21 protein-coding genes are annotated in these 25302 nt (G+C 65.5%); 17 read left to right on the top strand and 4 right to left on the bottom strand.

Features of this window, described 5'->3' with window-relative positions; translation table 11 throughout:
• The first annotated feature begins 1 nt into the window (after position 1).
• Positions 2-913 (top strand): glycosyltransferase family 2 protein, encoded by a 912-nt coding sequence (locus CH289_RS25725; protein WP_020112127.1) that lies wholly within the window; start codon positions 2-4, stop codon positions 911-913.
• A complete protein-coding gene (gene manB / locus CH289_RS25720) occupies positions 903-1988 on the top strand; it encodes a mannose-1-phosphate guanylyltransferase (RefSeq protein WP_020112126.1) in 1086 nt (361 codons plus the stop codon). Before CH289_RS25725 ends, manB begins: the two co-directional genes overlap by 11 nt.
• A gap of 30 nt (positions 1989-2018) precedes the next feature.
• Here the strand turns inward: manB and CH289_RS25715 are convergent, their stop codons facing one another.
• From CH289_RS25715 to cofD, 3 genes are read right to left on the bottom strand one after another with little or no spacing between them, the layout of a single operon-like run.
• The gene (locus CH289_RS25715) at positions 2019-2567 is read right to left on the bottom strand and encodes an NUDIX hydrolase (RefSeq protein ID WP_026347955.1); all 549 of its coding nucleotides are present in this window, start codon (positions 2565-2567) and stop codon (positions 2019-2021) included.
• Position 2568: 1 nt separating this feature from the next.
• Positions 2569-3936: a coenzyme F420-0:L-glutamate ligase gene (locus CH289_RS25710; protein WP_020112125.1), complete on the bottom strand. Its 1368-nt coding sequence runs from the start codon at positions 3934-3936 to the stop codon at positions 2569-2571.
• Positions 3933-4901, bottom strand: coding sequence for a 2-phospho-L-lactate transferase (cofD, locus tag CH289_RS25705; protein ID WP_019666129.1), 969 nt, complete (start codon positions 4899-4901; stop codon positions 3933-3935). The genes CH289_RS25710 and cofD overlap by 4 nt, the downstream gene beginning before the upstream one ends.
• Positions 4902-5643: 742 nt before the next feature.
• On the opposite strand from cofD, the gene CH289_RS25700 reads away from it, so the two are divergent.
• Complete coding sequence (locus CH289_RS25700; RefSeq protein ID WP_027498876.1) at positions 5644-5877, top strand: WhiB family transcriptional regulator; 234 nt, start codon at positions 5644-5646, stop codon at positions 5875-5877.
• Between the two features lie 69 nt (positions 5878-5946).
• On the opposite strand, the gene CH289_RS25695 is transcribed toward CH289_RS25700, so the two are convergent.
• Positions 5947-6432 carry a metallopeptidase family protein gene (locus tag CH289_RS25695; RefSeq protein ID WP_019666127.1) on the bottom strand — a complete coding sequence of 162 codons (486 nt, stop codon included), beginning with the start codon at positions 6430-6432 and terminating at the stop codon, positions 5947-5949.
• An 84-nt stretch (positions 6433-6516) separates the two neighbouring features.
• On the opposite strand from CH289_RS25695, the gene CH289_RS25690 reads away from it, so the two are divergent.
• The 14 genes from CH289_RS25690 (at position 6517) to secA (ending at position 25301) form a co-directional block, all read left to right on the top strand.
• On the top strand, positions 6517-6921 hold the full coding sequence (locus CH289_RS25690; RefSeq protein WP_020112123.1) for a DUF3499 domain-containing protein: 405 nt from the start codon (positions 6517-6519) through the stop codon (positions 6919-6921).
• Positions 6922-7107: 186 nt separating this feature from the next.
• Positions 7108-8475 (top strand): phosphomannomutase/phosphoglucomutase, encoded by a 1368-nt coding sequence (locus CH289_RS25685; RefSeq protein ID WP_020112122.1) that lies wholly within the window; start codon positions 7108-7110, stop codon positions 8473-8475.
• A 112-nt stretch (positions 8476-8587) separates the two neighbouring features.
• Positions 8588-9736 carry a hypothetical protein gene (locus tag CH289_RS25680; protein ID WP_020112121.1) on the top strand — a complete coding sequence of 383 codons (1149 nt, stop codon included), beginning with the start codon at positions 8588-8590 and terminating at the stop codon, positions 9734-9736.
• Complete coding sequence (manA, locus tag CH289_RS25675; protein WP_026347952.1) at positions 9736-10971, top strand: mannose-6-phosphate isomerase, class I; 1236 nt, start codon at positions 9736-9738, stop codon at positions 10969-10971. Before CH289_RS25680 ends, manA begins: the two co-directional genes overlap by 1 nt.
• 111 nt (positions 10972-11082) lie before the next feature.
• Positions 11083-12588, top strand: a complete 1506-nt coding sequence (locus CH289_RS25670) for an amino acid permease (RefSeq protein ID WP_027498874.1) — start codon at positions 11083-11085, stop codon at positions 12586-12588.
• Positions 12589-12677: 89 nt separating this feature from the next.
• A complete protein-coding gene (locus CH289_RS25665) occupies positions 12678-13955 on the top strand; it encodes an alkane 1-monooxygenase (RefSeq protein ID WP_020112119.1) in 1278 nt (425 codons plus the stop codon).
• 93 nt (positions 13956-14048) lie between these two features.
• A complete protein-coding gene (gene ahcY / locus CH289_RS25660) occupies positions 14049-15551 on the top strand; it encodes an adenosylhomocysteinase (RefSeq protein ID WP_094728836.1) in 1503 nt (500 codons plus the stop codon).
• Positions 15552-15559: 8 nt separating this feature from the next.
• On the top strand, positions 15560-16225 hold the full coding sequence (locus CH289_RS25655; protein WP_019666119.1) for a dTMP kinase: 666 nt from the start codon (positions 15560-15562) through the stop codon (positions 16223-16225).
• 4 nt (positions 16226-16229) lie between these two features.
• Positions 16230-16907 (top strand): MtrAB system response regulator MtrA, encoded by a 678-nt coding sequence (mtrA, locus tag CH289_RS25650; protein ID WP_008717777.1) that lies wholly within the window; start codon positions 16230-16232, stop codon positions 16905-16907.
• A complete protein-coding gene (gene mtrB, locus CH289_RS25645; RefSeq protein ID WP_019666118.1) occupies positions 16904-18646 on the top strand; it encodes an MtrAB system histidine kinase MtrB in 1743 nt (580 codons plus the stop codon). Before mtrA ends, mtrB begins: the two co-directional genes overlap by 4 nt.
• Positions 18643-20442, top strand: a complete 1800-nt coding sequence (gene lpqB, locus CH289_RS25640) for an MtrAB system accessory lipoprotein LpqB (protein WP_020112117.1) — start codon at positions 18643-18645, stop codon at positions 20440-20442. The genes mtrB and lpqB overlap by 4 nt, the downstream gene beginning before the upstream one ends.
• 41 nt (positions 20443-20483) lie before the next feature.
• Complete coding sequence (locus CH289_RS25635) at positions 20484-21176, top strand: ComF family protein (RefSeq protein WP_019666116.1); 693 nt, start codon at positions 20484-20486, stop codon at positions 21174-21176.
• A 282-nt stretch (positions 21177-21458) separates the two neighbouring features.
• Positions 21459-22127 carry a ribosome hibernation-promoting factor, HPF/YfiA family gene (gene hpf, locus CH289_RS25630; RefSeq protein WP_019666115.1) on the top strand — a complete coding sequence of 223 codons (669 nt, stop codon included), beginning with the start codon at positions 21459-21461 and terminating at the stop codon, positions 22125-22127.
• A 234-nt stretch (positions 22128-22361) separates the two neighbouring features.
• Positions 22362-25301 carry a preprotein translocase subunit SecA gene (gene secA / locus CH289_RS25625; RefSeq protein ID WP_019666114.1) on the top strand — a complete coding sequence of 980 codons (2940 nt, stop codon included), beginning with the start codon at positions 22362-22364 and terminating at the stop codon, positions 25299-25301.
• The last annotated feature ends 1 nt before the right edge of the window (position 25302 follow it).

The raw sequence follows: 25302 nt of genomic DNA, 5'->3' as shown, positions 1-25302 counted from the left end.
CGTGAGTTCCAAGCTGGCCGTCGTGACGGTGACCTATTCGCCCGGTGAACACCTTGACCAGTTCCTGACGTCCTTGGCGACGGCGACGTCCGAGGACCCGCAGGTCATCATGGCGGACAACGGCTCGACCGACGGTGCGCCGGAGGCCGCCGAGGCGAAGTACCCGAACGTGCGACTGTTCCGGACCGGCGCCAACCTCGGCTACGGAGGCGCGGTCAACCGAGCCGTCGCCGAGATCGACGACGGCGTCGAGTTCGTCGTCGTGGTCAACCCAGACGTCCGGTGGCATCCGGGATCGCTCGACGGACTTCTGGGCGCAGCCGAGCGATGGCCGCGCGCAGGCGCGCTCGGACCTCTGATTCGTGAGCCGGACGGTAGCCGCTATCCCTCGGCGCGGTCGGTTCCGGATCTCACGTCCGGCGCGGGTCACGCGCTTCTCGGGAAGGTGTGGCCGAACAACCCGTGGACTCTGCGATACCGGCAGGACAACGAAGCAGCCACCGAGCGGGCCGTCGGGTGGCTGTCGGGGTCGTGCCTGTTGCTGCGCCGTGCCGCTTTCGACTCCGTGAACGGGTTCGACTCGCGATACTTCATGTACATGGAGGACGTGGATCTGGGGGACCGGCTCGGAACCGGCGGATGGCTCAATGTGTACGTGCCGAGTGTGGAAGTGACCCATTCCAAAGGGCATGCGGCAGGTAGGCATCCGGAACTCATGCTTCCGGCCCACCACGCGAGCGCGTATCGCTTTCAAGCGGATCGCCACCCTCATCTGTGGCAAGCTCCCATACGATGGGCGTTACGCGCAGGTTTGGCGGCGCGCTCGAAGGTTGTTGTGGCTTCGGCACTTCGATCGCGACAGACAGACGACACTCGACCGGACCACGACAGAGAGGCCGACAATGCCAGCTGACACGGGCAAGACCACCGATGCCGTAATCCTGGTGGGAGGCAAAGGGACTCGGCTCAGGCCGCTGACGCTGTCGGCCCCGAAACCGATGCTCCCGACCGCGGGATTGCCGTTCCTCCATCACTTGCTCGCACGCATCAAGGCCGCCGGGATCACCCATGTGGTGCTCGGCACGTCGTTCAAAGCCGAAGTCTTCGAAGAGCATTTCGGCGACGGCTCCGAGCTGGGCATCGAACTCGAGTACGTCACCGAGACCGAGCCGCTGGGCACCGGTGGCGGAATCCGCAACGTACTGTCGAAACTGCGTGCCGACAACGTGGTGGTGTTCAACGGCGACGTGCTCGGTGGAACCGACCTGACCGCGGTGCTCGACACCCACGCCCGTACCGAGGCGGATGTGACGCTGCACCTGGTTCGCGTCGGTGATCCGCGTGCGTTCGGTTGCGTTCCCACCGACGAGGACGGACGGGTCACGGCATTCCTCGAGAAGGCTCAGGATCCACCGACCGACCAGATCAACGCCGGCTGCTACGTCTTCAAGCGCGACATCATCGAAACCATCCCCGCCGACAGGCCCGTGTCCGTCGAGCGCGAGGTGTTCCCCGCACTGCTCGCCGAGAACAAGCGCGTCTACGGCCACGTCGACAGCGCGTACTGGCGAGACATGGGAACACCCGAGGATTTCGTGAAGGGCTCGTCGGACCTGGTGCGCGGTATCGCCCCGTCACCTGCCCTGAGCGGCCCCCGCGGTGAGTTCCTCGTGCACCCGAGTGCCGGTGTGGCTCCGGGGGCGCTGCTGATCGGTGGCACGGTCGTCGGCCGCGGCGCCGAGGTGGGTGCAGGTGCCCGTCTCGACGGAGCGGTCGTGTTCGACGGAGCCGTCATCGAAGCAGGCGCGGTGGTGGAGCGGTCGATCATCGGCTTCGGCGCTCGCATCGGACCTCGCGCGTTGGTCCGCGACGGCGTGATCGGAGACGGGGCGGACATCGGCGCACGGTGCGAACTTCTGCGAGGGGCTCGCGTGTGGCCGGGCGTCAAACTCCCCGACGGCGGAGTGCGTTTCTCCACCGACGTCTGACCGGGTACGTCTGACCGGGGACGTCCCCGGTCAGCGCGCAGCCGCGAGGTCGACGAGGTGGGTGATGGTGTCCACCTCGGCGGACTCCGGCAACTCGTCGATCGGCCACCACCTCAGGTCCGTCGACTCCTCGCTGCGCACTGCTGTTGCACCCGCGGGAGCGCGCACGAGGAATCTGAGGTCCAGATGGCGCGTCGGCTTGCCGAGTGAACAGGTGATCGGATGCGTGTCCGCGGACAGCAGCACAGGATCGATCGTCAGATCGTCGATGCCGGACTCCTCGCGCGCTTCCCGGAGCGCGGCATCGACGACGGTGCTGTCGGACGGTTCGCAGTGACCACCGAGCTGGATCCATCGTCCGACGCGTGGATGAAGCGTCAGCAGTACCTGCTGTCCCGAGGAATCGAGTACCAGCGACGACGCCGTGATGTGGCCGGCTTCGTTGGAGCGAAGGCAGCCGTCGGGGCACGCCGCGAGAAACGCGAGCATGGTGTGCCGCAGCGCATCGTCGCGGGTGTCGCCGACAGGCCAGTCCTCCAGCACACGTCGAGCGGAGTCGTGCAGTGAGCGAGCGCTCACCTCACATCTCCAGCAGCTCGGAGCCCGGTGCAGTGCGCACGCGAGGTTCCGACGGTTCGGCCGGGTGCCCGATTGCGATGGCGCCCATGGCTTTCCAGTCGGCGCGCAAGCCCAGTTCGGTCCGGACGAGGTCGGAGACGAAGATGGTCGACCCTACCCAGCAGCTGCCGAGACCCCGCGCTGCCAACGAGACCAGCAGGCCTTGCACGGCGGCGCCGACCGCGACGGTGAACATCGTCTCCTCGGCTGCGGTCCGGCGGGCGTCGGCATAGGTGTGCGCCCCGTCGGGAACGCAGAACGGAATCACTATCTCCGGTGCGTCGACCAGGATGTTGCCGCGAGCGACTCGTGCATCGATCGCACTCGGGGTGAGGCCGTCCGACTCGAGATCCGTCCGCCATGCCTTCTGCATTTCGCTCAGCAGTCGGGTGCGCAACGCAGGAGTTCTGACCCACACGAATCTGACGGGGTGGGTGTGGTGCGGTGCCGGTGCGGTCAGAGCGTCGGCCACGGCTTCGCGAACCATGTCCGGGTCCACCGAGTCCGGAGCGAACGATCGAACCGAACGACGCGACGGGACGGCCTCGCGCCTGCCGCGTGCGATCGACTCCTCCGTCCCGAGCCAGAACAGATCGTCCTCGCCCGGGCGCACGAGATCGCGTGCACGCGAACCGTTGTCGACCGGAGTCAGTCCGCGGACGACCGCCACCGGAACCGAACCGAGCTTGCCCTTGACGAGATCGCCGGCCGCAGCGATTTCGTCCGCGACGGCGACCTCGGTGACCACGAGTTCGTTTCCCTGACTGTCCTCGGCACCGGCGTACGCGTGTACCACGGCGAGGCCTGCACTTCCGATGGCCGCGTCCGTCTGCCCGACCCGCCACGCACGCCCCATCGTGTCGGTCACCACGACACCGACCGTGACACCGAGAGACTCCGCCAGGGCAGCCCGAAGACCGGCCGCGCTCGCGTCGGGATCCTCGGGGAGAAGCGCGAGTTCCGTCCGGTCCACGTTGGACCCGTCGATCCCCGACGCGGCCTGGACGATGCCGAGACGGTTCTCGGTGATGAGTGTGCGGCCCTTGCGCGCGACGACCCGAACGGCTTCCTGATCGACGAGCACACGCCGCGCGGCATCGCGTTCCTCCGGATCCAGCGGAGCGGCGACCAGTCGACCCTCCACCTTCGAGAACGCCTTGCTCGTCACCACGAGAACGTCGTCGTCGCGGATCCACGGCGCGGCCGTCGCGATGGCCGCAGCCAGGTCGTCGCCGGGGCGGAACTCGGGAAGTCCGGTGACCGGCAGGATCTCGATGCCGCCGCCCGGAGCGTGATCGCCGGGCACACGGGAGGCCGCCTGTTCGGTCACAGCGTCAGCCCTGCCGAACGTAGAGCAACGGCAGCCATCTCGGCCGTGGTGGCCGGATCGGTCATCAGCAGAGGCACGCTGAGAACGTCGACGCCGGGAATCACTGCCGTGTCGGTGGAATGGATCATCCAAGAATCGAGGATGCCCGTGTCGGTACGAGCGCCGTAGTACTTGCCGACCGCCTCGGCAGTGGTCTCGACGCCGATGACCGACAGGCACTCGTCGGCCATCCCGCGCAGGGGTTTGCCGTCGACGACAGGGGACAGGCCGACGACCTTGGCCTTCGTGGTGCGCAAGGCGCTGCGGATCCCGGGAACGGCAAGGATCGCCCCGACGCTCACGACCGGATTCGACGGAGCCAGGATGACGGCGTCGGCGTCGGCAATGGCGTCGAGCACGCCGGGGGCAGGACTGGCCTGCTCCGCACCGATGTGGGCGAAACTGTGCGTCGGGATCCGAGCCCGGTAGCGAACCCACCACTCCTGGAAGTGAATTGCGCGCTGACTCTCACCCGACTCGTCGTCGGGGTCGGTGACGACGACGTGCGTCTCGCTCCGGTCGTCGGAGACGGGAAGGAGCCGCACTCCGGGTTGCCACCGGTTGCACAGCGCTTCGGTGACGGCGGAGAGCGGGTACCCGGTCCTCAGCATTCGGCTTCGGATCAGGTGTGTGGCGATGTCGCGGTCGCCGAGACCGAACCAGTCCGGGTCCGCTCCGTACGCGGCGAGCTCGTCGCGCGCGTGCCACGTTTCCGCGATCCGGCCCCATCCGCGGTCGGTGTCGATGCCCCCGCCGAGTGTGTACATGCAGGTGTCCAGATCGGGGCAGATCCTGAGCCCGTGCATCCACACGTCGTCTCCGACGTTGACGATCGCGGTGATGTCACCGCCACCGCCGAGCAGTTCTCTGAGGCCCTGGAGAAATCGCGCTCCACCGACCCCACCCACCAAGACAGTCACTTTCACAGATGAGGAGCCTATGCCTTGCCGGACGCCTGCGTGTGGGCGCCTCGTGTGCGGACGTGCTCGAGGCATGGTTAGCTGCCTGTTCACGGGGACGACACGCGCGAAACGGCCGTGTATTCGGGGTGTCGGCCGATTTCGGGTCGTAGATGGTATTGGAAATGTGCCCATCAGCTTGACCGCACCACTGTGCGGCGTGTCTAATCACATGTATGTCATTCCAGGGTTGCCGAGCGAGTTTGCTTGGTGCCGACCTTGATTCGAACACGCGTTCCCATGTGGCGCCATTTCGTGGATACGTGTAGTAAAGGTCGAGAGTTCAGAGTGATTACGAATACCGGCGTGGGGCAAGGTGTTCGGACCGACCGGATGTATCTGCGCTAGAAGAAATGGTGAGGAGGCGGAAGCGATGTATGACCAGCACGTGACACGTGAACAACAGGGCGAGGCTCTTGCTCACCTCAGCGCAGTCGACGGCGCGCCGCAGACCGATTCCCAAGCGGGCGCAGCACGAAGTGACTGCGACAACACAATTCAGAACAGTGCTCGAGGAGTCGAGGTCGTTCCGGTGGACGCGGGTGCCGCGTACGTCGATGCGACGCCGACCGACGACACCGCGTTCGTCGACGCCGATTCCAGCGAGACCGATTCCGGCGAGACCGATTCCGACGAGACCGATTCCGATCTCGATGTCGTTCGGGAGCCGGTGAAGCCAGTACTCAGCTTGATCGCGGGCTTCGACCAGATGTTCGAGGAAATCGAGGATCAGTGGCAGGAGCGCGCACTGTGCGCTCAGACCGATCCCGAGGCTTTCTTCCCGGAGAAGGGCGGCTCCACGCGTGAGGCGAAGCGTATCTGCCTCGGCTGCGAGGTGAAGGACGAGTGCCTCGAGTACGCGCTAGCCAACGACGAGCGCTTCGGAATCTGGGGCGGACTGTCCGAGCGTGAGCGCCGACGCCTCAAGCGCGGCATCGTCTGACCCTGCCGCGATCCACAGCGGCTGTCTGCACCGACGTCCGGGTCGCTCCGGGTCTGCGCCGGTGATCCGTCAGTCCTCGTCGGGCAGCGGGTCCACCACATCCGGGTCGACGCCCAGGTAGGTGGCGACCTGCTCCACCAAAATGTCGAACAGCAGATCTTCCAGGTCCTCGGGATGTTTCGCACGTCTCTCCAGCGGACGGCGGAACAGCACTATCCGAGCGCGTGTGGTTTCTCCGCGCTTGTCGATTCCCGCCGGTACCAGCCGAGAGAGCGGCACCGGCCCTTCTGCTACCACCTCGGGTGGCCAGTTCACCGATTCCGGGTCCTTCGCGCGAATCTTCGGGACCTCGTCCACTGCTATGTCGAGACGTTCGAGCTTGTCGTGCCACCGGTGGTCGATGCGCGCGAATGCTTCGAGGACTGCGCGGTCGAACTTGTCGGCTCGTGATCGATGACCGGGAAGCGACGCGGGGAGAATCGGACCGCGAATACCGCGGCCTCGTCGTGATGCGGATCGGGAGGTCGTTCTGCGTCCGGAGCCGGTTCGAGCCATGCCGAGAGGCTATCGGTGCCGTTGCGCGGTGTGTCGAGCGGCTCGGCGTCGGAGTGGGGGACTACTCTCTTGCGTGTGAGATCTATGCGTGGATGCTGCCGCCCTGGGTGCAACCGATCGGCCGTTGCGACGCTCACGTATGTCTACTCCGATTCCACCGCCGTCGTCGGACCACTGGCCACCGTCGACGAGCCTCATTCCTGGGATCTGTGCGAGGTGCATGCCTCGACCACCACGGCACCCAAGGGATGGGAGATGGTTCGGTACGAAGGCGGGTTCACCACGTCGACTCCCGACGAGGACGATCTGACGGCGCTGGCGGAGGCCGTCCGCGAAGCAGGCCGCGGAGATCGCGTCCGCGACGACGTCCCCGGACCCCGTTCCGGTGTCCGGTCCGCTACGGAGTCCACGCAGGACCGCCGCGCAGCCTCGCCCGTCAGAACCGGGCGACGCGGCCATTTGAGGGTGCTTCCCGATCCGACGGCTTGATCGGTAGCCCGAAACTGCAATTGCGGTCCGCTGCTTTGTCGTTCGGATGATCGACCCAGGCATCATTTCTGTCACATCTGGTGTGAGTCATCGCGACGTCCACCTCCATCTGTGACACATTCGTAGGTGAGTGCGGCCTCGATTCGCGCTCGCAGTTGAACCATTCGAAACCCCGAGGAGTCGTTCGTGGCACGCACTGCCGAAGCCGTCAATGCAGTCATCAAGGCCTACGACGTGCGGGGGGTGGTCGGCGAGCAGATCGATGCCGAGTTCGTGCGCGACGTCGGTGCTTCCTTCGCTCGTCTGGTGCGCGAACCCGGCGTCACGCGCATCGTCATCGGCCACGACATGCGGGCATCGTCACCGGAATTGTCGCGTGCGTTCGCCGACGGCGTCACCTCGCAGGGCCTCGACGTGGTGTTGATCGGTCTCGCGTCGACGGATCAGCTGTACTTCGCTTCGGGATCGTTCGACTGCCCGGGCGCGATGTTCACGGCGAGTCACAATCCGGCGAAGTACAACGGCATCAAACTCTGCCGTGCCGGTGCCAAGCCGGTCGGTCAGGACACGGGTCTCGCGACCATCAAGTCCGAGCTCGTCGAAGGCGTCCCGGCATACGACGGGACGCCGGGCTCGGTCACCGAACAAGATGTTCTCGTCGACTACGCGAACTTCGTCCGAGGCCTTGTCGACCTTTCTCAGGTGTCCGGAGTCAAGATCGCTGTCGACGCGGGCAACGGAATGGGCGGCCACACGGTTCCAGCCGTGTTCGACGGATTGCCCGTCACCGTCGAACCTCTGTACTTCGAGCTGGACGGCACGTTCCCCAACCACGAGGCCAACCCTCTCGATCCGGCGAACCTGGTGGATCTGCAGAAGTTCGTGCGGGAGACCGGCGCGGACATCGGGCTCGCCTTCGACGGAGACGCCGACCGATGCTTCGTCGTCGACGAGAACGGCGACCCGGTGTCGCCGTCCGCCGTCACCGGCCTCGTCGCCGAGCGTGAACTGCGCGGCGAACCCGGAGCGACGATCATCCACAACCTGATCACGTCGAGAGCGGTGCCGGAGCTGGTGACCGCGCTCGGCGGTACCCCTGTGCGTACTCGCGTCGGTCACTCGTTCATCAAGCAGCAGATGGCGGAGACCGGAGCGATCTTCGGCGGAGAACATTCCGCGCACTACTACTTCAAGAACTTCTGGGGCGCCGACTCCGGCATGTTGGCTGCGTTGCACGTCCTCGCGGCACTCGGTTCACAGGACCGTCCGCTCAGCGAACTCATGCGCGGGTACGAGACGTACTCGGCGTCCGGGGAGATCAACTCCACCGTCGACGACGCCGCAGCACGGACGTCGGCCGTGCTCGACGCGTTCGCCGAGCGCACCGCGGGCGTCGATCGGCTCGACGGAGTGACGGTGGATCTGAACGGAGGTGCCTGGTTCAACCTGCGTGCGTCCAACACCGAGCCGCTTCTCCGGCTCAACGTCGAGGCTCGTACCTCCGACGAAGTGGATGCCTTGACGACCGAGATCCTCGGCATCGTCCGAGGCTGATCGGCGGAGTATCACCTCGAGCCCGAACTGTATTAATGGACGCGGCGGTGGGTATGCGGGCACCATCGGTGGGAGAAACGGCGAGTCGGATCAGGAAGGACGGTGGCACGCGATGACCACTCTTACGCCTGCACTGGATCTGGACGACTCGGACGCCCTCGCCAAGGCCGACGTCGAAGGCTGGTTGCGCAGCGCGGCGCTGGCCGGCGCACAGACCCGCGCGACGATGTCCTCCTACGAGGACGTCGTCGGTGACCGATTGTCGGATCTCCGTCCCCGCAGTGTGGTGTTCGTGGCCGGCGGCGGCCGAGCCCGCCGAGCCACCGCGATGGTCGTCGCTGCCGTGGGCGCCCGTATCGGCGTCCCGTTGGTCGTGTCGGACGGCACACCGCCGTGGGTCGGACCCCTCGACGTCGTGGTGATCTGTGGAGACGACGCTGGAGATCCCCGGTTGTCCGAGGCCACGTCTGCCGCCGTGCGCCGCGGCGCGGAAACCGTACTCGTCACTCCCGACGAGGGGCCGCTCCGTTCGGCGGCGGCCGGACGTGGGCTGTTCCTGGCGCCGCGCGTGTCGGTGCGTGAACCCAACGCACTGATGCGCTACGTCGCTGCTGCGGTGTGCGTTCTGGGCGCGTTGTCGTCCGGCGCCTACCGAGCGTTGCTTCCCGATCTCGCTCGCCTCGCCGATGCGTTGGACGAGGAAGCGTCGCGAAATCACCCTCGGCACGAGGTCTTTCACAATCCCGCCAAGTCCATCGCGTCGCGCATCTCAGGGCGCCGGGCGGTGTTCACCGGAACGAGCGCACTCGCGGTGGAGACGGCACGGCACGGCAGCGAAGTGCTGTTCCGCGTAGCGGGGGTGGCGGCGGCCTCCGGCGATCTACCGGACGTGGTGGCAGCCGGAGTGCAGGCCACCGGTGCCTCGTCCGAGATGCCGGCCGATTACGACCCGTTCTTCCACGACGACCAACTCGACGGTCCGAAGCCGCAACCCGGCGTCCGGGTGTTCGCGGTGGCCGCGCCGACGGGTGCCCTGGACACGGACCGTCGCACCGCGGCGCTGGACGACGTGGACATTCTCGTCGCGGGGGGCGACGACGCCGTCACGGCGTCCGTTCCTGCAGCGGGCCCTGTCTCCGATCGGGTCGGTCCGCAGACTCCACTGCCGTCCGGGACGGTCGGGGAACTCGAATCGATGACATTGGTGGCCACGCGGCTGGAGATGGCTGCCGCGTATCTACATCTGATGGGCGGTAACTAGTGCAACCACTGCACGGTGCAGTTCGGTCGTACGCGTGGGGATCGAGAACCTCGCTTGCGCAGTTGCAGGGACGGCGAGTGCCGTCCGAGCATCCCGAGGCGGAGATCTGGCTGGGTGCACACCCCGCCGACCCTGCTCGAATCGGGCCGGGTGATTCCGCTCGGTCGCTGCTGGCCGTCATCGACGACGATCCGGACCGTGAGCTCGGAGCTGCCACCTCGCAGGAGTACGGAGGCCGGTTGCCGTTCCTGCTGAAGTTGCTCGCCGCCGACGAACCCCTGTCCCTGCAGGCGCACCCGAGTTCCGTTCAGGCGAAAGAAGGTTTCGCGCGCGAGGAGGCACGTCGAGTACCGATCGATTCTCCCGTCCGTAACTACCGAGACGCGTCGCACAAGCCGGAACTGATCGTCGCACTCACCGAATTCCATGCGCTGGCAGGCTTTCGGTGCCCCAGGCATACCGTCGAATTCATCGACGCGCTCGGCGTCGACGCTCTCTCCGGCTACCGGTCTCTACTCGCCGACCAGCCGGATCAAGCGGGTCTGCGCACCGTGTTCACGTCGTGGATCACGTTGCCGGGTCCTGCCCTCGACGCGCTCCTCCCTCTCGTGGCCGAGGGATGCATCCGGTACCTGTCGACCTCCGCGCACGACGACGACGGCAAATTCGTCGACGAAGCACGAACCTTGTTGGAACTGGGGGAGTCCTACCCCGGCGATGCAGGCGTTCTCGCCGCGCTTCTGCTGAACCGTGTGACGCTGTCACCCGGGCAAGGTCTCTACCTGGATGCCGGCAATCTGCACGCGTACCTGTCCGGCACCGGCGTGGAGATCATGGCCAACTCCGACAACGTTCTCCGTGGCGGACTGACGCCGAAGCACGTCGACGTCCCGGAGCTGCTGAGAGTCCTCGATTTCGAACCCGCTGAGGTGAACATTCTCGATCCCGAGGTGTCCGGTGAGTCGTCGACGATCGTCTACGACACGCCTGCACCGGAGTTCGCGTTGTCCCGCACGGCGTTGGCCGACGGAGCGTCCGAGATCCTCGACAGCGTGGGCCCGCAGATCGTGTTGTGCACGGAGGGTCGGGTGGCCGTGCAGGACGGTGAGGTCGAGCAGATCGTCGAACGCGGGTCGGCAGTGTGGGTCTCGGCAGCGGAAGCCGCCCCGACCGTGACCGCTCGGTGGGGTGACGCCGAGGTGTTCCGCGCGACGGTGGGCAACTTCCGCGTCTGAGGCACGCGTTCGCTCGAGTTGCATCGGGCCGACGTGTCTACGCCTTAGGGTGTTACCGAAGGTGTTCGAGTGACACACACCCGACGGTATCGACAGGTGGAAGCAGAGAAGATGGAACAAGAGCGTTCGACCGGACCCGCTCGCAGAACTGGAATCTTCCGAACGAAATCGGTCGAGGATTCCATCCGCGACACGGACGAACCGGACACCAAGCTGCGCAAGGATCTGAACTCGTGGGACCTGACCGTCTTCGGCGTCGCCGTCGTCATCGGTGCCGGAATCTTCACGTTGACTGCGCGTACCGCGGGCAATGTCGCGGGCCCGTCCGTGTCGCTGGCCTTCGTGCTCGCTGCGGTCGCCTGTGGTCTCGCGGCGCTGTGCTACGCCGAGTTCGCCTCGACCGTTCCGGTGGCAGGTAGCGCATACACGTTCTCCTACGCCACGTTCGGTGAGTTCATCGCCTGGATCATCGGCTGGGACCTGATTCTGGAGTTCGCGCTCGCCTCGTCCGTCGTCGCCAAAGGCTGGTCGTTGTATCTGGGGGAGGTGCTCGGATCCTCGTCGCCGATCGTGACCATCGGCTCGTTGGACGTGGACTGGGGCGCGTTCCTGATCGTCGTCGTCATCACCGTCCTGCTGGCGAGCGGTACCAAACTCTCCTCCCGGGTGTCGTTGGTGATCACCGCGATCAAGGTCGCTGTGGTGTTGCTCGTCGTGGTCGTCGGAGCCTTCTACATCAAGGCCGAGAACTACTCGCCCTACATCCCACCCGCCGAGGAAGGATCGACCGGCGAGGGAATCCATCAGTCCCTGTTCTCCTTCGTCACCGGAGCAGGTGGCAGCACCTTCGGCTGGTACGGACTTCTGGCCGCCGCAAGTCTCGTGTTCTTCGCGTTCATCGGATTCGACGTCGTCGCGACGACCGCCGAGGAAACCAAGGAACCGCAGAAGGCGTTGCCGCGCGGCATCCTCGGATCTCTGGCCATCGTGACCGTCCTGTACGTCGCCGTGACACTCGTTCTGACCGGAATGGTCAAGTACACCGAGTTGGCAGGCGACAGTTCCACATTGGCGACGGCCTTCGATCTGAACGGTCTGACATGGGCCAAGAACATCATCTCGTTCGGTGCTCTCGCCGGTCTGACAACCGTCGTGATGGTGCTGATGCTCGGTCAGACCCGCGTACTGTTCGCGATGTCGCGCGACGGGTTGGTGCCGACCTCGCTGGCGCACACCGGCAAGCGCGGCACTCCGGTTCGCATCACGATCCTCGTCGGTGTGGTGGTCGCGGTACTCGCCGCGTTCTTCCCGATCGGCGTACTCGAAGAGATGGTCAACATCGGCACCCTCTTCGCGTTCGTGCTGGTGTCCATCGGCGTCGTGGTGTTGCGGCGCACCAGACCGGATCTGCCGCGTGGGTTCAAGGTCCCGCTCATGCCGGTCGTTCCCACCCTCGCGGTGGTGGCCTGCCTGTGGTTGATGGTCAACCTGTCGGTCGAGACCTGGCTCCGATTCATCGGTTGGATGGTCATCGGTGTGGTGATCTACTTCGTCTACAGCAAGCGCAACGTGGAGAAGACTCTGCGCGCCCGTGAACAGGCTCGTTCGTCCAAGTAAGAATTCGATCGACGAACCCCTGTTTCGGAACTTCCGCCTGCTATAGGCTTGCCGAACAAACCCGAGGTTTTCTTTTCAGGGGGGATCGAATGAAACGCGCCGGTCACTCGTCCACGGCCGTGGACGAGTCAGCCGGGGGTGGCGTGTCGGGGGACGCGACCGTCGAGCCAGCACGAAGCACCAATGTCGTTCACAAGCGGCGGGCCGGGAAGCGAGCGTTGTGGCTTCTCGGCCTGCTGGCACCCGCGTCGGCCCTACTGCCGTCGCAACTGGTTCTCTGGACCGGAATGCCCATCTTCTGGTGGAGCGGTGTGATGGTGTTCTTCGTCGTGATCCCCGTCATCGACATGCTGGCGGGCGAGGACGGAGACAACCCGTCCGACAGCGACGCCGAGCACATGCAGGAGGACCGGTTCTACCGGTGGTGCACCTATCTTTTCCTCCCCGTCCAATTCGTGACGTTGCTGGTCGCGTGCTGGATGTGGGCGTTCGGTTCACTCGCCGTCATCGACAAGATCGGGCTCGCTGTGACGGTCGGGCTGGTCGCGGGCACGGGAATCAACGCGGCTCACGAGCTCGGTCACCGGATCGAGGAGCACGAGCGGTGGCTTGCGAAGGTCGCGCTGATGCAGACCCTCTACGGTCACTTCTTCGTCGAGCACAACCGCGGTCACCACGTCCGCGTCGCCACCCCCGAGGACCCGGCAAGTGCTCGGTTCGGCGAGAACCTGTACACGTTCCTGCCTCGAAGCGTCGTCGGGGGACTCCTATCCGCGTGGCGGCTCGAGAATCAGCGCCTGCATCGGCGCGGGATCCACCGATGGAGCCCGCAGAACGCCCTGCTGCACACGTGGGCGATGAGCGTCGCACTGTTCGGCACGCTGGTGCTCGTGTTCGGGCTGTCGATCCTGCCGTACCTTCTGCTCCAGGCCGTCGTCGGTGTCCTGCTGCTCGAGACGGTGAACTACGTGGAGCACTACGGTCTGCTTCGAGAGAAGAACGAGCGGGGGCGCTACGAGCGGTGCTCGCCGCGGCACAGCTGGAACAGCGACCGCCTGTGCACCAACATCTTTCTGTACCACCTCCAGCGGCACAGCGACCACCACGCCAATCCGGGCAAGCGCTACCAGACCTTGCGCAGCTGCGACGAGGCCCCGCAGCTACCGGCCGGCTACGCGTCCATGGTGCTCGTCGCCGCCGTCCCTCCGCTGTGGCGTCGAGTGATGGATCGCCGGGTGCTCGCTCACTACGACGGTGACATCACCCGCGCCAACATCCTGCCCCGACGTCGAGACAAGGTTCTCGCCCGACATGGGCTACTCGCGGCGCCCGAGTCGCAGAACCGGACAACTCGTACGGCCGCCTGATTCCGAACGAGGGCGGCGCCACCTGGCCCGAACCCACCGCGAGTCGACCCGATAGCCTGGTGCGGAAACGCAACGCACAACAGGAGAGGCAAGATGACGACCTCAGCACATGCCGGCGGCAGTTCGGCCGCCGGATCGGCACTCACCGCGGACCACCGGGGTGGAATCGACTTCAAGGTCGCAGATCTTTCGCTCGCAGAGTTCGGCCGCAAGGAAATCCGGCTCGCCGAGCACGAGATGCCGGGTCTGATCGCACTCCGACGTGAATACGCGGAGGTGCTCCCGCTCAAGGGCGCCCGCGTCTCCGGGTCACTGCACATGACCGTACAGACGGCCGTTCTCATCGAGACGCTCGTTGAGCTCGGCGCCGAGGTGCGGTGGGCGTCGTGCAACATCTTCTCCACCCAGGACCACGCAGCAGCAGCTGTCGTCGTCGGCCCCCACGGAACCGAGGAGGAGCCCAAGGGCGTCCCGGTGTTCGCGTGGAAGGGCGAGACCCTCGAAGAGTACTGGTGGGCTGCCGAGCAGATGCTCACGTGGCCGGGCGAACCCGCGAACATGATTCTCGACGACGGTGGCGACGCGACTATGCTCGTGCTGCGTGGCGCCCAGTTCGAGAAGGCAGGCGTCGTACCGCCGACCGACGACGATCACGACTCCGACGAGTACAAGGTGTTCCTAGGATTGCTGCGTCGCTCGCTCGAAGAGTCGAAGACCAAGTGGACGGCCATCGCGGAGTCGGTCAAGGGTGTCACCGAGGAGACCACCACCGGCGTCCTGCGTCTCTACCAGTTCGCAGCGGCAGGCGAGCTCACGTTCCCGGCGATCAACGTCAACGACTCGGTCACCAAGAGCAAGTTCGACAACAAGTACGGCACCCGCCACTCGTTGATCGACGGCATCAATCGCGGCACCGACGTTCTCATCGGCGGGAAGGCCGTCCTCGTCTGCGGTTACGGCGACGTCGGCAAGGGCTGCGCCGAGGCACTCAAGGGTCAGGGCGCACGCGTCACGGTCACCGAGGCCGACCCGATCAACGCGCTCCAGGCCCTGATGGACGGATTCGACGTCCGCACCGTCGAGGAGTACATCGACAAGGCCGACATCGTCATCACCTCCACCGGCAACCTCGGCATCATCACCTTCGAGCACATGAAGCGGATGAAGCACCAGGCGATCCTCGGCAACATCGGCCACTTCGACAACGAGATCGACATGGCCGGGCTCGAGAAGGCCGCGGACGTGACGCGTATCAACATCAAGCCGCAGGTCGACGAGTTCCAGTTCAAGGACGGCCACTCGATCATCGTGCTGTCCGAGGGCCGGTTGCTCAACCTCGGCAACGCAACGGGTCACCCGTCGTTCGTGATGAGCAACAGCTTCTCCAACCAGGTCATCGCCCAGATCGAACTGTGGACGAAGCCGAGCGAATACGACAACGAGGTGTACCGCCTGCCGAAGCACCTCGACGAGAAGGTCGCTCGCATTCACGTCGAGGCACTCGGTGGCACCATCACCAAACTGACCAAGGAGCAGGCCGAGTACATCGGCGTCGACGTCGAGGGCCCGTACAAGCCCGAGCACTACCGCTACTAGGTCCCGTCGTGGGCCGTTTGATCGTCATCGAGGGAGTCGACGGCGCGGGCAAGAACACGCTCGCCCGTCGGCTCGTCTCGGCGTGGGAACGCGAACATCTCGAGGTGGTTCGCATCGGCTTTCCGAGGTACGACGCCTCGGTGCACGCCGATCTCGCCGCGGAAGCGTTACGAGGTGAACACGGCGACACCGCGCAGAGCGTCCACGCAATGGCGTTGCTGTTCGCGCTCGACCGCAGGTCGGCCGCGGAGGAGCTACGAAACGCGCTCTCTCACAACGACATAGTGCTGTTGGATCGTTATGTCGCGTCCAACGCGGCGTACACCGCCGCGAGGCTCGACCAGTCCGCGGACGGCGAGGCGGTCGAATGGATCCGCGCCCTCGAATTCGATCGATTCGAGGTACCGATCCCGGACACTCAGATCTTCCTCGACGTGTCGGTGGAACTGGCCGCCTCGCGCGCGGAGTCACGCGAGACCGCGGACGCCTCGCGGACGCGGGATGCCTACGAGCGCGACGGATCGCTGCAATCGCGAACCGCTGCGGTGTACGACGAACTGGCGGCGTCGAACTGGATGTCGCCGTGGCAGGTCGTCGGCGCCGACGTCGACCCCGATCGACTCGCCGCCGACGTGTTCAATCAGCCAACTGACGCCGGGAAAGTGACAACATAGGTCCATGAAGCCTCGGATTCTTGTAGTCGACGACGATTCGGCACTCGCCGAAATGCTGACCATCGTCCTTCGCGGCGAGGGTTTCGAACCGTTCGTGGTCGGCGACGGCACACAGGCGTTGTCCGCGGTACGAGAGAATCGTCCGGATCTCGTGCTGCTCGACCTGATGCTGCCCGGGATGAACGGCATCGACGTGTGCCGTGTTCTACGGGCCGACTCCGGGGTTCCCATCGTGATGCTCACCGCGAAGACGGACACCGTCGACGTCGTGCTGGGTCTCGAGTCCGGCGCCGACGACTACATCATGAAGCCGTTCAAGCCCAAGGAACTGGTCGCTCGTGTGCGAGCACGTCTGCGGCGCACCGAGGACGAGCCGGCGGAGTTGCTCTCCATCGCGGACATCGTCATCGACGTTCCCGCGCACAAGGTCAGCCGAGGGGACGAACTGGTGTCGTTGACGCCGCTCGAATTCGACCTGCTGGTGGCCCTCGCGCGCAAACCGCGTCAGGTGTTCACCCGAGAGGTGCTGCTCGAGCAGGTGTGGGGTTACCGCCACGCCGCGGACACCCGCCTCGTGAACGTCCACGTGCAGCGGTTGCGCGCCAAGGTCGAGAAGGATCCGGAGAATCCTGAGGTGGTGTTGACGGTGAGGGGAGTCGGCTACAAAGCCGGACCGCCGTGATCTGGTCCAACCGTTCGCGGCGTCGAATCAACGGAACGTTCACGCCGCTTCTGCGCTGGTTCAGAGCGCTCACCACATCGATCGGCCATGCGTGGCGCCGGTCGCTGCAACTGCGTGTGGTCGTCTCCACACTCACGTTGTCTCTCGTCGTCATCACCATTCTCGGCGCGGTGCTGACGAGCCAGATCACCGATCGACTCCTCGAAGCGAAGATCACTGCTGCCACGGAGGAACTCGAACGTTCCCGGATGACCGTGGAGGGCGCGCTGGCGGGCGCCGAGGAAACGACGGGTCTCTCCTCGCGTCTGGAACGCGCTCGTGCGCAGCTGACGAGCGGCGGAGTCGACTCCGGGCAGAGCACCGGATCCGCCGGTACGTTCGATCCCGTGCTCATCGTCGATGGAGACGGCATCAGGACGGACTCGTCCATCGGCCCGTCGTCTCAGATCCCGGAGAGCCTTCGGAATTTCGTCCAGGAAGGCCTGATCAGTTGGCAGTACGCCACGGTCAGCGACGCCGAGCAGGGTGACTACACCGGTCCGGCCATCATCTTCGGTACGCCGACCGCGTCGGACATCGCCGACCTGGAGCTGTACCTCGTGTTCCCGCTCGGGAGCGAGGAGCGCACCCTCTCGCTCGTGCGGGGGACGCTGCTGATCGGCGCCGTGGTCCTGCTGGTGTTGCTCGCTGCCATCTCCATGCTGGTGGCCAGGCAGGTCGTGCTGCCGATTCGCTCGGCATCGCGTATTGCCGTTCGATTCGCCGACGGCAGGCTCAAGGAACGGATGCCGGTACGCGGAGAGGACGACATGGCGAGGTTGGCCATGTCGTTCAACGAGATGGCGGAGAGTCTGTCCAAACAGATCACCCAGCTGGAGGAGTTCGGAAGCCTGCAACGAAGGTTCACCTCCGACGTCAGCCACGAGCTACGAACCCCGCTGACGACCGTCCGCATGGCCGCCGATCTGATCCACGACGGCTCGGCCGACCTGGATCCAGCGCTGAAACGATCGTCGGAACTACTGGTCAACGAGCTCGATCGGTTCGAGACCCTCCTCGGCGACCTCCTCGAGATCAGTCGCCACGACGCAGGCGTCGCCGAGCTGGCGTCCGAACAACTCGACCTCCGCATGTGCGCACGGGCCGCGGTGTCCACCGTTCGGCATCTCGCGCGGGAGAGCGCGACCGAAGTGATCGTCGACATGCCCGATCACGCGGTCGTCGCCGAGGTCGATCCCCGTCGCGTCGAGCGCATCCTTCGCAACCTGCTGGCCAACGCTCTCGATCACGGCGAAGGCCGCCCGGTTCTGATCCGGCTCAGGGCCAACACCGACGCCGCGGCGTTCGTCGTCAGGGACCAGGGCATCGGCCTGCGTCCGGGCGAAGAGAAGCTGGTGTTCAACCGCTTCTGGCGCTCGGATCCGTCGAGAGTCCGCAGATCCGGTGGCACCGGCCTCGGCCTGGCGATCAGTGTCGAGGACGCCCGGCTGCACGACGGCAAACTGGAAGCCTGGGGAGCCGTCGGCGAGGGGGCATGCTTCCGCCTGACTCTGCCGCTGGTGCGAGGACACAAGGTGATCGGCAGTCCACTTCCGCTCAAGCCGAGCACGCGCAGATACACCCAGGGACAACCGCTTCCGTCCGCGACGGATCGCGCGGACGAACCGAGAGGACCCGGTGCGTCGATCGATTCCGCCGGTTCGATCGGCGCGGACACGGGCGGAGGTCGGTCCACATGACGACGCAGCGCCGACGCACTCGGTTCTCACGCGTCAGCCTCGTGGTCGCTGCGCTGACGAGTCTCGTTCTGATACTGGGCGGATGCGCGAGCCTCCCTGAATCCTCCAGTCCACAGGCAATCGGGTCGCTCACCGCAGGTGCGGCGTCGACAACTCCGCCCCCGCCTGCTTCGGGCCGCGAGCCGGACCTGCTGCTGCGAGATTTCGTGACCGCAAGTGCGGCATCGGCGAACCGACATCAGGCCGCTCGGCAGTTCCTGACCGCCTCGGCGTCGAGTAGCTGGGACGACAGCGCGAAGACCGTCGTCGCCGACAAGATCGATCTCCTCACCGGCATGCGCACCGACACCGAGGCGCAGTTCACGCTCCGATCCAACACCGTCGGTCTCGTGGCACCCGGCGGTGACTACCAAGCAGGAGCAGGCACGGTCGACTCGAACATCAGGATGATCAAGGTCGACGGGGAGTGGCGCATCGACGAACTACCCCCCGGCGTCGTCATCGATCGTTCGCAATTCTTCGGCGCATATCAGCGCAAGTCGCTGTTCTTCGTCGACCCGCTCGGCGCGGCCCTCGTACCCGACGTGCGGTGGGTGAGCGGCGCAGCCGATCAGATGGCCGATCAACTGGTCCAGTTGCTGATCGACGGACCGAAGCCGAGCCTGGCTCCCGCCGTGTCCAACGAACTGGGCAACGGCGTCGGAATTCGCGGGCCCATCACCAAGGCCGACGGGCGAACCTCGCAGGAGGCCATCGGGTCCGGCGGCGGCGTACGGATCGACTTCGGGGGCCTGCAGGCCGTCGACGCCAAGAACCGCGAACTGCTCGCGGCCCAGGTGGTGTGGACGTTGGCGTCGGCAGACATCGCGGGACCGTACGTGCTTCTCGCGGACGGTCAACCCCTCGACAACTCCAAACCCGACGGATGGACGACGGCGGACGTCGGCACCCTCGACCCACTGGCCTCGCCGGAGAACGACGTCGGGTTGCACGCGCTGGTGTCCGGCCGCTTGGTGTCCGTCGACGACAGCGGCACGACGCCGGTGCCGGGCTACTTCGGCACCGTGGAGAATCTGCGGAGCGCAGCGCTGTCGACGGACGGAACTCTCGTCGCAGGTGTCGCCGACACCGGCCGTCCCGCACCCGAACCGTCGTCGGCGTTGATGATCGGCGGCTACGACAGCGGAGCGTTCCCGGTGGCCGAGGGACAGTCGATCACCCGGCCCACGTGGGGAGTGGACAACAACGCGGCGTGGGCGGTCATCGACGGCACCAATGTCATTCGCGCAGCGCGAGATCCGGCCAACGGTCAGGTGTCGGTGCTTCCGGTCGACGCGGGTGCCGTGACGGCTCTCGGATCGCGAATCACCGATCTTCGGCTCTCCCGAGACGGCGTCCGGGCGGCCATGATCGTCGACGGCTTGGTGTACGTCGCGACAGTCGTGCGCCAACCCAACGGAACGTACTCGCTCGTGTCGCCGAAAGCGGTTGCCAACGGACTCGGTAGCGATGCGCTCGCGTTGGATTGGAGTACCGGCGACGCGGTGGTCGTCGTGCGTATCGCGACGGACGTTCCGGTGGTTCAGGTGACCACGGACGGCTCGCGGCTCGATGCGCTGCCGAGTCGAAACCTGACCGCACCTGTGTTGTCGGTCGATGCGTCGACGACGGCCGAGTACGTCGCGGATTCGCGCGCGGTGTTCCAGCTGAACAACAACGATCCGGCGGGGGATCGGTACTGGCGTGAAGTCGCCGGCCTGGCCGGGGTGAAGGCGACTCCGGTACTGCCCGGCTGAGCGCATCGTGTCTGTCGGACCGATCGGTCATACTCCCACGCATGAGCGGTGTGTTGGCGGCGATGTTGGACCTGGCCCTTCCACGTGAATGCGGTGGCTGCGGCCGACCTGGCGCTCAATGGTGCGCGCGGTGCGAGGACGAGTTGGCGAGCCCGCCGATCGCGCTGACTCCACGCGTGGACCCGTTCGTGCCGTGCTGGGCGCTCGGCACGTACGTCGGCGCCCGCCGGGCGGCGGTGCTCGCCCTCAAGGAGCGCAATCGACACGACCTGGCGGCGCCGATAGGCCGAGCCGTCGCGGCAGCGCTACACCACCTGAGGGTGTACGGGCATCTGGATCCACCGGAACTGGCTCGCCTCGTGCTGATACCCGCCCCGACGCGGGCGCGTGCCGCGCGCAGTCGTGGCGGTGATCCGGTGCGCCGGTTCGCCGCCGATGCCGCAGCTGCGCTGTGGCCGGAACCGGTGTCGATGGTGCCTGCACTCGCGATGGCGCACGGCGTACGGGATTCCGTCGGTCTCGGTGCCGCACAGCGCGCGGCCAACATCTCCGGCAGGATTCGAGTGCGTCGCGGTGCGCCTGCTCTCGAACTCGGCTGCGGCGCAGGCTCGGCCACCTCGGTGCTGCTGATCGACGACGTGATGACCACGGGTGCAACCGCCGCCGAATCGGTAAGAGTGCTAAAGGAATTCGGAGTCCCGGTCGACGGAGTCCTGGTGGTGACGGCAGTCTGAGACTCCCATGGACTGCTCCATCCGTGATGGGACCGCGACGTGACTGAACAAGTACTGAGAATGTCGGCGAATTCCGCGTGAACGGTGGCACACCGGCGGATGACCGACTAACGTCGCAGTCACGTACTTGCAGAGCAAGAACCGGTGGTTCCGCTGTGTGAGGCGATGCGACTTCTCGTTACGTGGAGGTGATGCGGCTGAATCTGATGCCGGTTGGTTCCCCACTCGGCATGAGCACTTGCCGCGTCGCACCGGCGGCGTGGCCGATATCGGGAGGTACGCGTGACGACCCCTTCACAAGCTTCGGTTTTCTTCGACGAGAAGCCTTCGGACGAGTCCACCAAGACCCATGCCGACGTTGTGGTCAAAGGCCGCAACGTCGAGATCCCAGACCATTTCCGGATCTACGTATCCGAAAAACTCGCCAGGCTCGAACGTTTCGACCCCTCCATCTACCTGTTCGACGTCGAACTCCAACACGAGCGAAATCGCCGACAGGCCAAGGCATGTCAGCGCGTGGAAATCACCGCGAAGGGCAAGGGCCCCGTGGTTCGTGCCGAGGCATGTGCCGACAGTTTCTATGCAGCCCTGGAATCGGTGACCTCGAAACTGGAAAGCAGGCTGCGTCGCACGAAGGACCGTCGCAAGGTCCACTACGGAGAGAAGCGTCCCGTCTCGGTGGCCGAGGCCACCGCCGAACTCGCCGAGGACGACGATCTGGCGATCGACCCGGACATCAAACTCGACACGTTCGAGGACGAGCCGTCGGGCCCCGGTCAGATCGTGCGCACCAAGGTTCACTCCGCAGCCCCGATGAGTGTGGACGACGCACTCTACGAAATGGAACTCGTCGGCCACGACTTCTTCCTGTTCCACGATTCCGCGACCGACAGACCGTCGGTGGTGTATCGCCGTCACGCGTTCGACTACGGGTTGATCAGGCTCACGTGAGCTGAGAATTACGTAGGAACACCCTGAGACGAAGCAGGCCTCACCCGGAAAACACCAGGTGGGGCCTGCTTTGGTACGTGGGTCTGTGGGCCCTGACGGTCCAGCGCCTACCATGGTTGCGTCAGGTCGCATCGGCAGGTCGCATCACCAGAGCTCGTCGCGACGTCGGAGGGGCCTGCACCGCCAACCTGTCGACCGAATACAAGTAACCGAGGATCGAGGACGAGAAAGCCCGTGCCTTCGCTGTCGTTTTCCAAGCTGCTCCGTGTCGGTGAGGGTCGCATGGTCAAGCGACTCAAGAACATCGCCGACCACGTGTCCACCCTGTCACCGGACGTCGAGGGCTTGTCCGACGACGAGCTCAGGGCCAAGACCGTCGAATTCAAGGAGCGCTACGCCAAGGGCGAAACGCTCGACGAACTCCTGCCCGAGGCCTTCGCCGTTGCGCGCGAAGCATCGTGGCGCGTCTTGAGCCAGCGGCACTTCGACGTCCAGGTGATGGGCGGAGCGGCCCTGCACTTCGGCAACGTCGCGGAGATGAAGACCGGTGAAGGCAAGACCCTGACCTGCGTCCTCCCGGCATACCTCAACGCGCTGTCCGGTGACGGAGTGCACGTCGTCACCGTCAACGACTACCTCGCCAAGCGCGACTCGGAGTGGATGGGACGAGTTCACCGTTTCCTCGGCCTCGAGACCGACGTGATCCTGTCCGGCATGACCCCGGCCGAGCGTCGTACCGCGTATGCCGCCGACATCACGTACGGAACCAACAACGAGTTCGGCTTCGACTACCTGCGCGACAACATGACGCACTCGCTCGACGATCTGGTCCAGCGGGGGCACAACTTCGCCGTGGTCGACGAGGTCGACTCGATCCTGATCGACGAGGCCCGCACGCCACTGATCATCTCGGGCCCGGCCGACGCGTCGTCCAAGTGGTACGGCGAGTTCGCCCGCATCGCACCGTTGCTGAAGAACGACGTCCACTACGAGGTGGACATCAAGAAGCGCACGGTCGGTGTGCACGAGGCAGGCGTGGAGCTGGTCGAGGATCAGCTCGGCATCGACAACCTCTACGAGGCCGCCAACTCGCCGTTGGTGAACTACCTCAACAACTCGATCAAGGCCAAGGAGCTCTACACCAAGGACAAGGACTACATCGTCCGCGACGGTGAGGTCATCATCGTCGACGAGTTCACCGGTCGTATCCTCGTCGGCCGCCGGTACAACGAGGGCATGCACCAGGCCATCGAGGCCAAGGAGAAGGTGGAGATCAAGGCCGAGAACCAGACTCTCGCCACGATCACGCTGCAGAACTACTTCCGGCTCTACGACAAGTTGTCCGGCATGACCGGTACCGCGCAGACCGAGGCCGCGGAGCTGCACCAGACCTACGGCCTCGGTGTGATCCCGATCCCGACCAACCGCCCCATGGTGCGGGTGGACAACGGCGACCTCATCTACAAGACAGAGGAAGCCAAGTTCGACGCCGTCGTCGACGACGTCGTCGAGCGACACGGCAAAGGTCAGCCCGTGCTGATCGGTACGACGAGCGTCGAGCGTTCGGAGTACCTGTCCAAGCAGTTCACCAAGCGCGGCGTCGTCCACAGCGTGCTGAACGCCAAGTTCCACGAGCAGGAAGCGACGATCGTCGCCGAGGCCGGTCGCCACGGCGCCGTCACGGTCGCCACCAACATGGCAGGGCGTGGTACCGACGTCGTGCTCGGCGGTAACCCGGACATCATCACCGACGTGCAGCTCCGCAAGCAGGGCCTCGATCCCGTCGAGACGCCCGATGAGTACCAGGCAGCGTGGGACTCCGCTCTCGAAACGGTGAAGGCTCAGGTCAAGGCCGACGCCGAGACCGTGCGCGCCGCCGGCGGCCTGTACGTCCTCGGCACCGAGCGTCACGACTCACGCCGTATCGACAACCAGCTCCGTGGTCGATCCGGTCGTCAGGGTGACCCGGGCGAATCGCGCTTCTACCTGTCGCTCGGTGACGAATTGATGCGCCGGTTCAACGGTGGTGCGCTCGAGTCGATCATGACCCGGCTCAACCTCCCGGACGACGTTCCCATCGAAGCCAAGATGGTGTCGAAGGCGATCAAGAGTGCGCAGACCCAGGTCGAGCAGCAGAACTTCGAGATCCGCAAGAACGTCTTGAAGTACGACGAGGTGATGAACCAGCAGCGCACCGTCATCTACGAGGAGCGGCGTCGCATCCTCGAGGGCGCTGACATGGAGGGCCAGGTCGAAAGCATGATCACCGACGTGATCACTGCCTACGTCAACGGCGCGACCGCCGAGGGCTACGTCGAGGACTGGGATCTCGAGCAGCTGTGGACAGCGCTGAAGACGCTCTATCCGGTGGGTCTCGACCACAAGGAGCTCTCGCACGAGAACGAATTCGGTGAGAAGAGCGACCTGACCCGCGAAGAACTCCTCGAAGCACTGCTGGCCGACGCGCGCGCCGCGTACGCCACCAGAGAGAAGAGCATCGAAGAGGTGGCGGGCGATAATGGTATGCGTGAGCTCGAACGCCGTGTGCTGCTGTCCGTCCTCGACCGCAAGTGGCGTGAACACCTTTACGAGATGGACTATCTGAAGGAAGGCATCGGCCTGCGAGCGATGGCACAGCGTGACCCGCTGGTCGAGTACCAGCGCGAAGGCTATGACATGTTCCGAGGCATGCTCGAAGGACTCAAGGAGGAGTCCGTCGGATTCCTGTTCAACCTTCAGGTCGAGGCCACACCTGCCCCAGCCGGTCCGGCCGTCGGTGCCGGCCTCGCGGTCGCACCGGGACTCGCCTCGCCCGTCGGAACTCGGGCAGCGAACACCGGCACGGCCCCGGCAGCGTCGGCTGTCGCGGGCGCGGCTCCGGCGTCGGCGGGTCAGCCCGCGCCGGCCCGTCCGGAACCGAAGAAGGAGGCGCCTGCCGCCCCCGTTCCGTCGGCCTTGCGCGCGAAGGGCCTGGACGACCGCACCGAGGAGCGTCTGACGTTCTCCGGTCCGGACGAAGACGGAGGGACCGCAGTTCGCCGGTCCGGTGTCGCGACGGCACCCAACTCGTCGGGCGGCGACGCCGCGGCGCAGGGAACGCGTCGGGAACGCCGCGAAGCCGCTCGGGCACAGTCGAAGACGTCCAAGCCGGCGCGGTCCAAGAAGAAGCGCTAGG

The organism is Rhodococcus sp. RS1C4, from assembly GCF_002258225.1.
Taxonomy (GTDB): Bacteria; Actinomycetota; Actinomycetes; order Mycobacteriales; family Mycobacteriaceae; genus Rhodococcoides; species Rhodococcoides fascians_E.
The sequence above is the reverse complement of the archived record's forward strand: the minus strand, read 5'-3'. Positions and strand labels throughout refer to the sequence as shown.

Bases quoted from the DNA above. Each gene is read 5' to 3' on its own strand.
- CH289_RS25670 (WP_027498874.1), top strand. From the start codon at position 11,083: ATGGAACAAGAGCGTTCGACCGGACCCGCTCGCAGAACTGGAATCTTC.
- CH289_RS25695 (WP_019666127.1), bottom strand. From the start codon at position 6,432: ATGGCTCGAACCGGCTCCGGACGCAGAACGACCTCCCGATCCGCATCA.
- CH289_RS25690 (WP_020112123.1), top strand. From the start codon at position 6,517: ATGCGTGGATGCTGCCGCCCTGGGTGCAACCGATCGGCCGTTGCGACG.
- CH289_RS25635 (WP_019666116.1), top strand. From the start codon at position 20,484: ATGAGCGGTGTGTTGGCGGCGATGTTGGACCTGGCCCTTCCACGTGAA.
- mtrA (WP_008717777.1), top strand. From the start codon at position 16,230: ATGAAGCCTCGGATTCTTGTAGTCGACGACGATTCGGCACTCGCCGAA.
- CH289_RS25665 (WP_020112119.1), top strand. From the start codon at position 12,678: ATGAAACGCGCCGGTCACTCGTCCACGGCCGTGGACGAGTCAGCCGGG.
- CH289_RS25680 (WP_020112121.1), top strand. From the start codon at position 8,588: ATGACCACTCTTACGCCTGCACTGGATCTGGACGACTCGGACGCCCTC.
- manB (WP_020112126.1), top strand. From the start codon at position 903: ATGCCAGCTGACACGGGCAAGACCACCGATGCCGTAATCCTGGTGGGA.
- CH289_RS25700 (WP_027498876.1), top strand. From the start codon at position 5,644: ATGTTCGAGGAAATCGAGGATCAGTGGCAGGAGCGCGCACTGTGCGCT.
- lpqB (WP_020112117.1), top strand. From the start codon at position 18,643: ATGACGACGCAGCGCCGACGCACTCGGTTCTCACGCGTCAGCCTCGTG.
- ahcY (WP_094728836.1), top strand. From the start codon at position 14,049: ATGACGACCTCAGCACATGCCGGCGGCAGTTCGGCCGCCGGATCGGCA.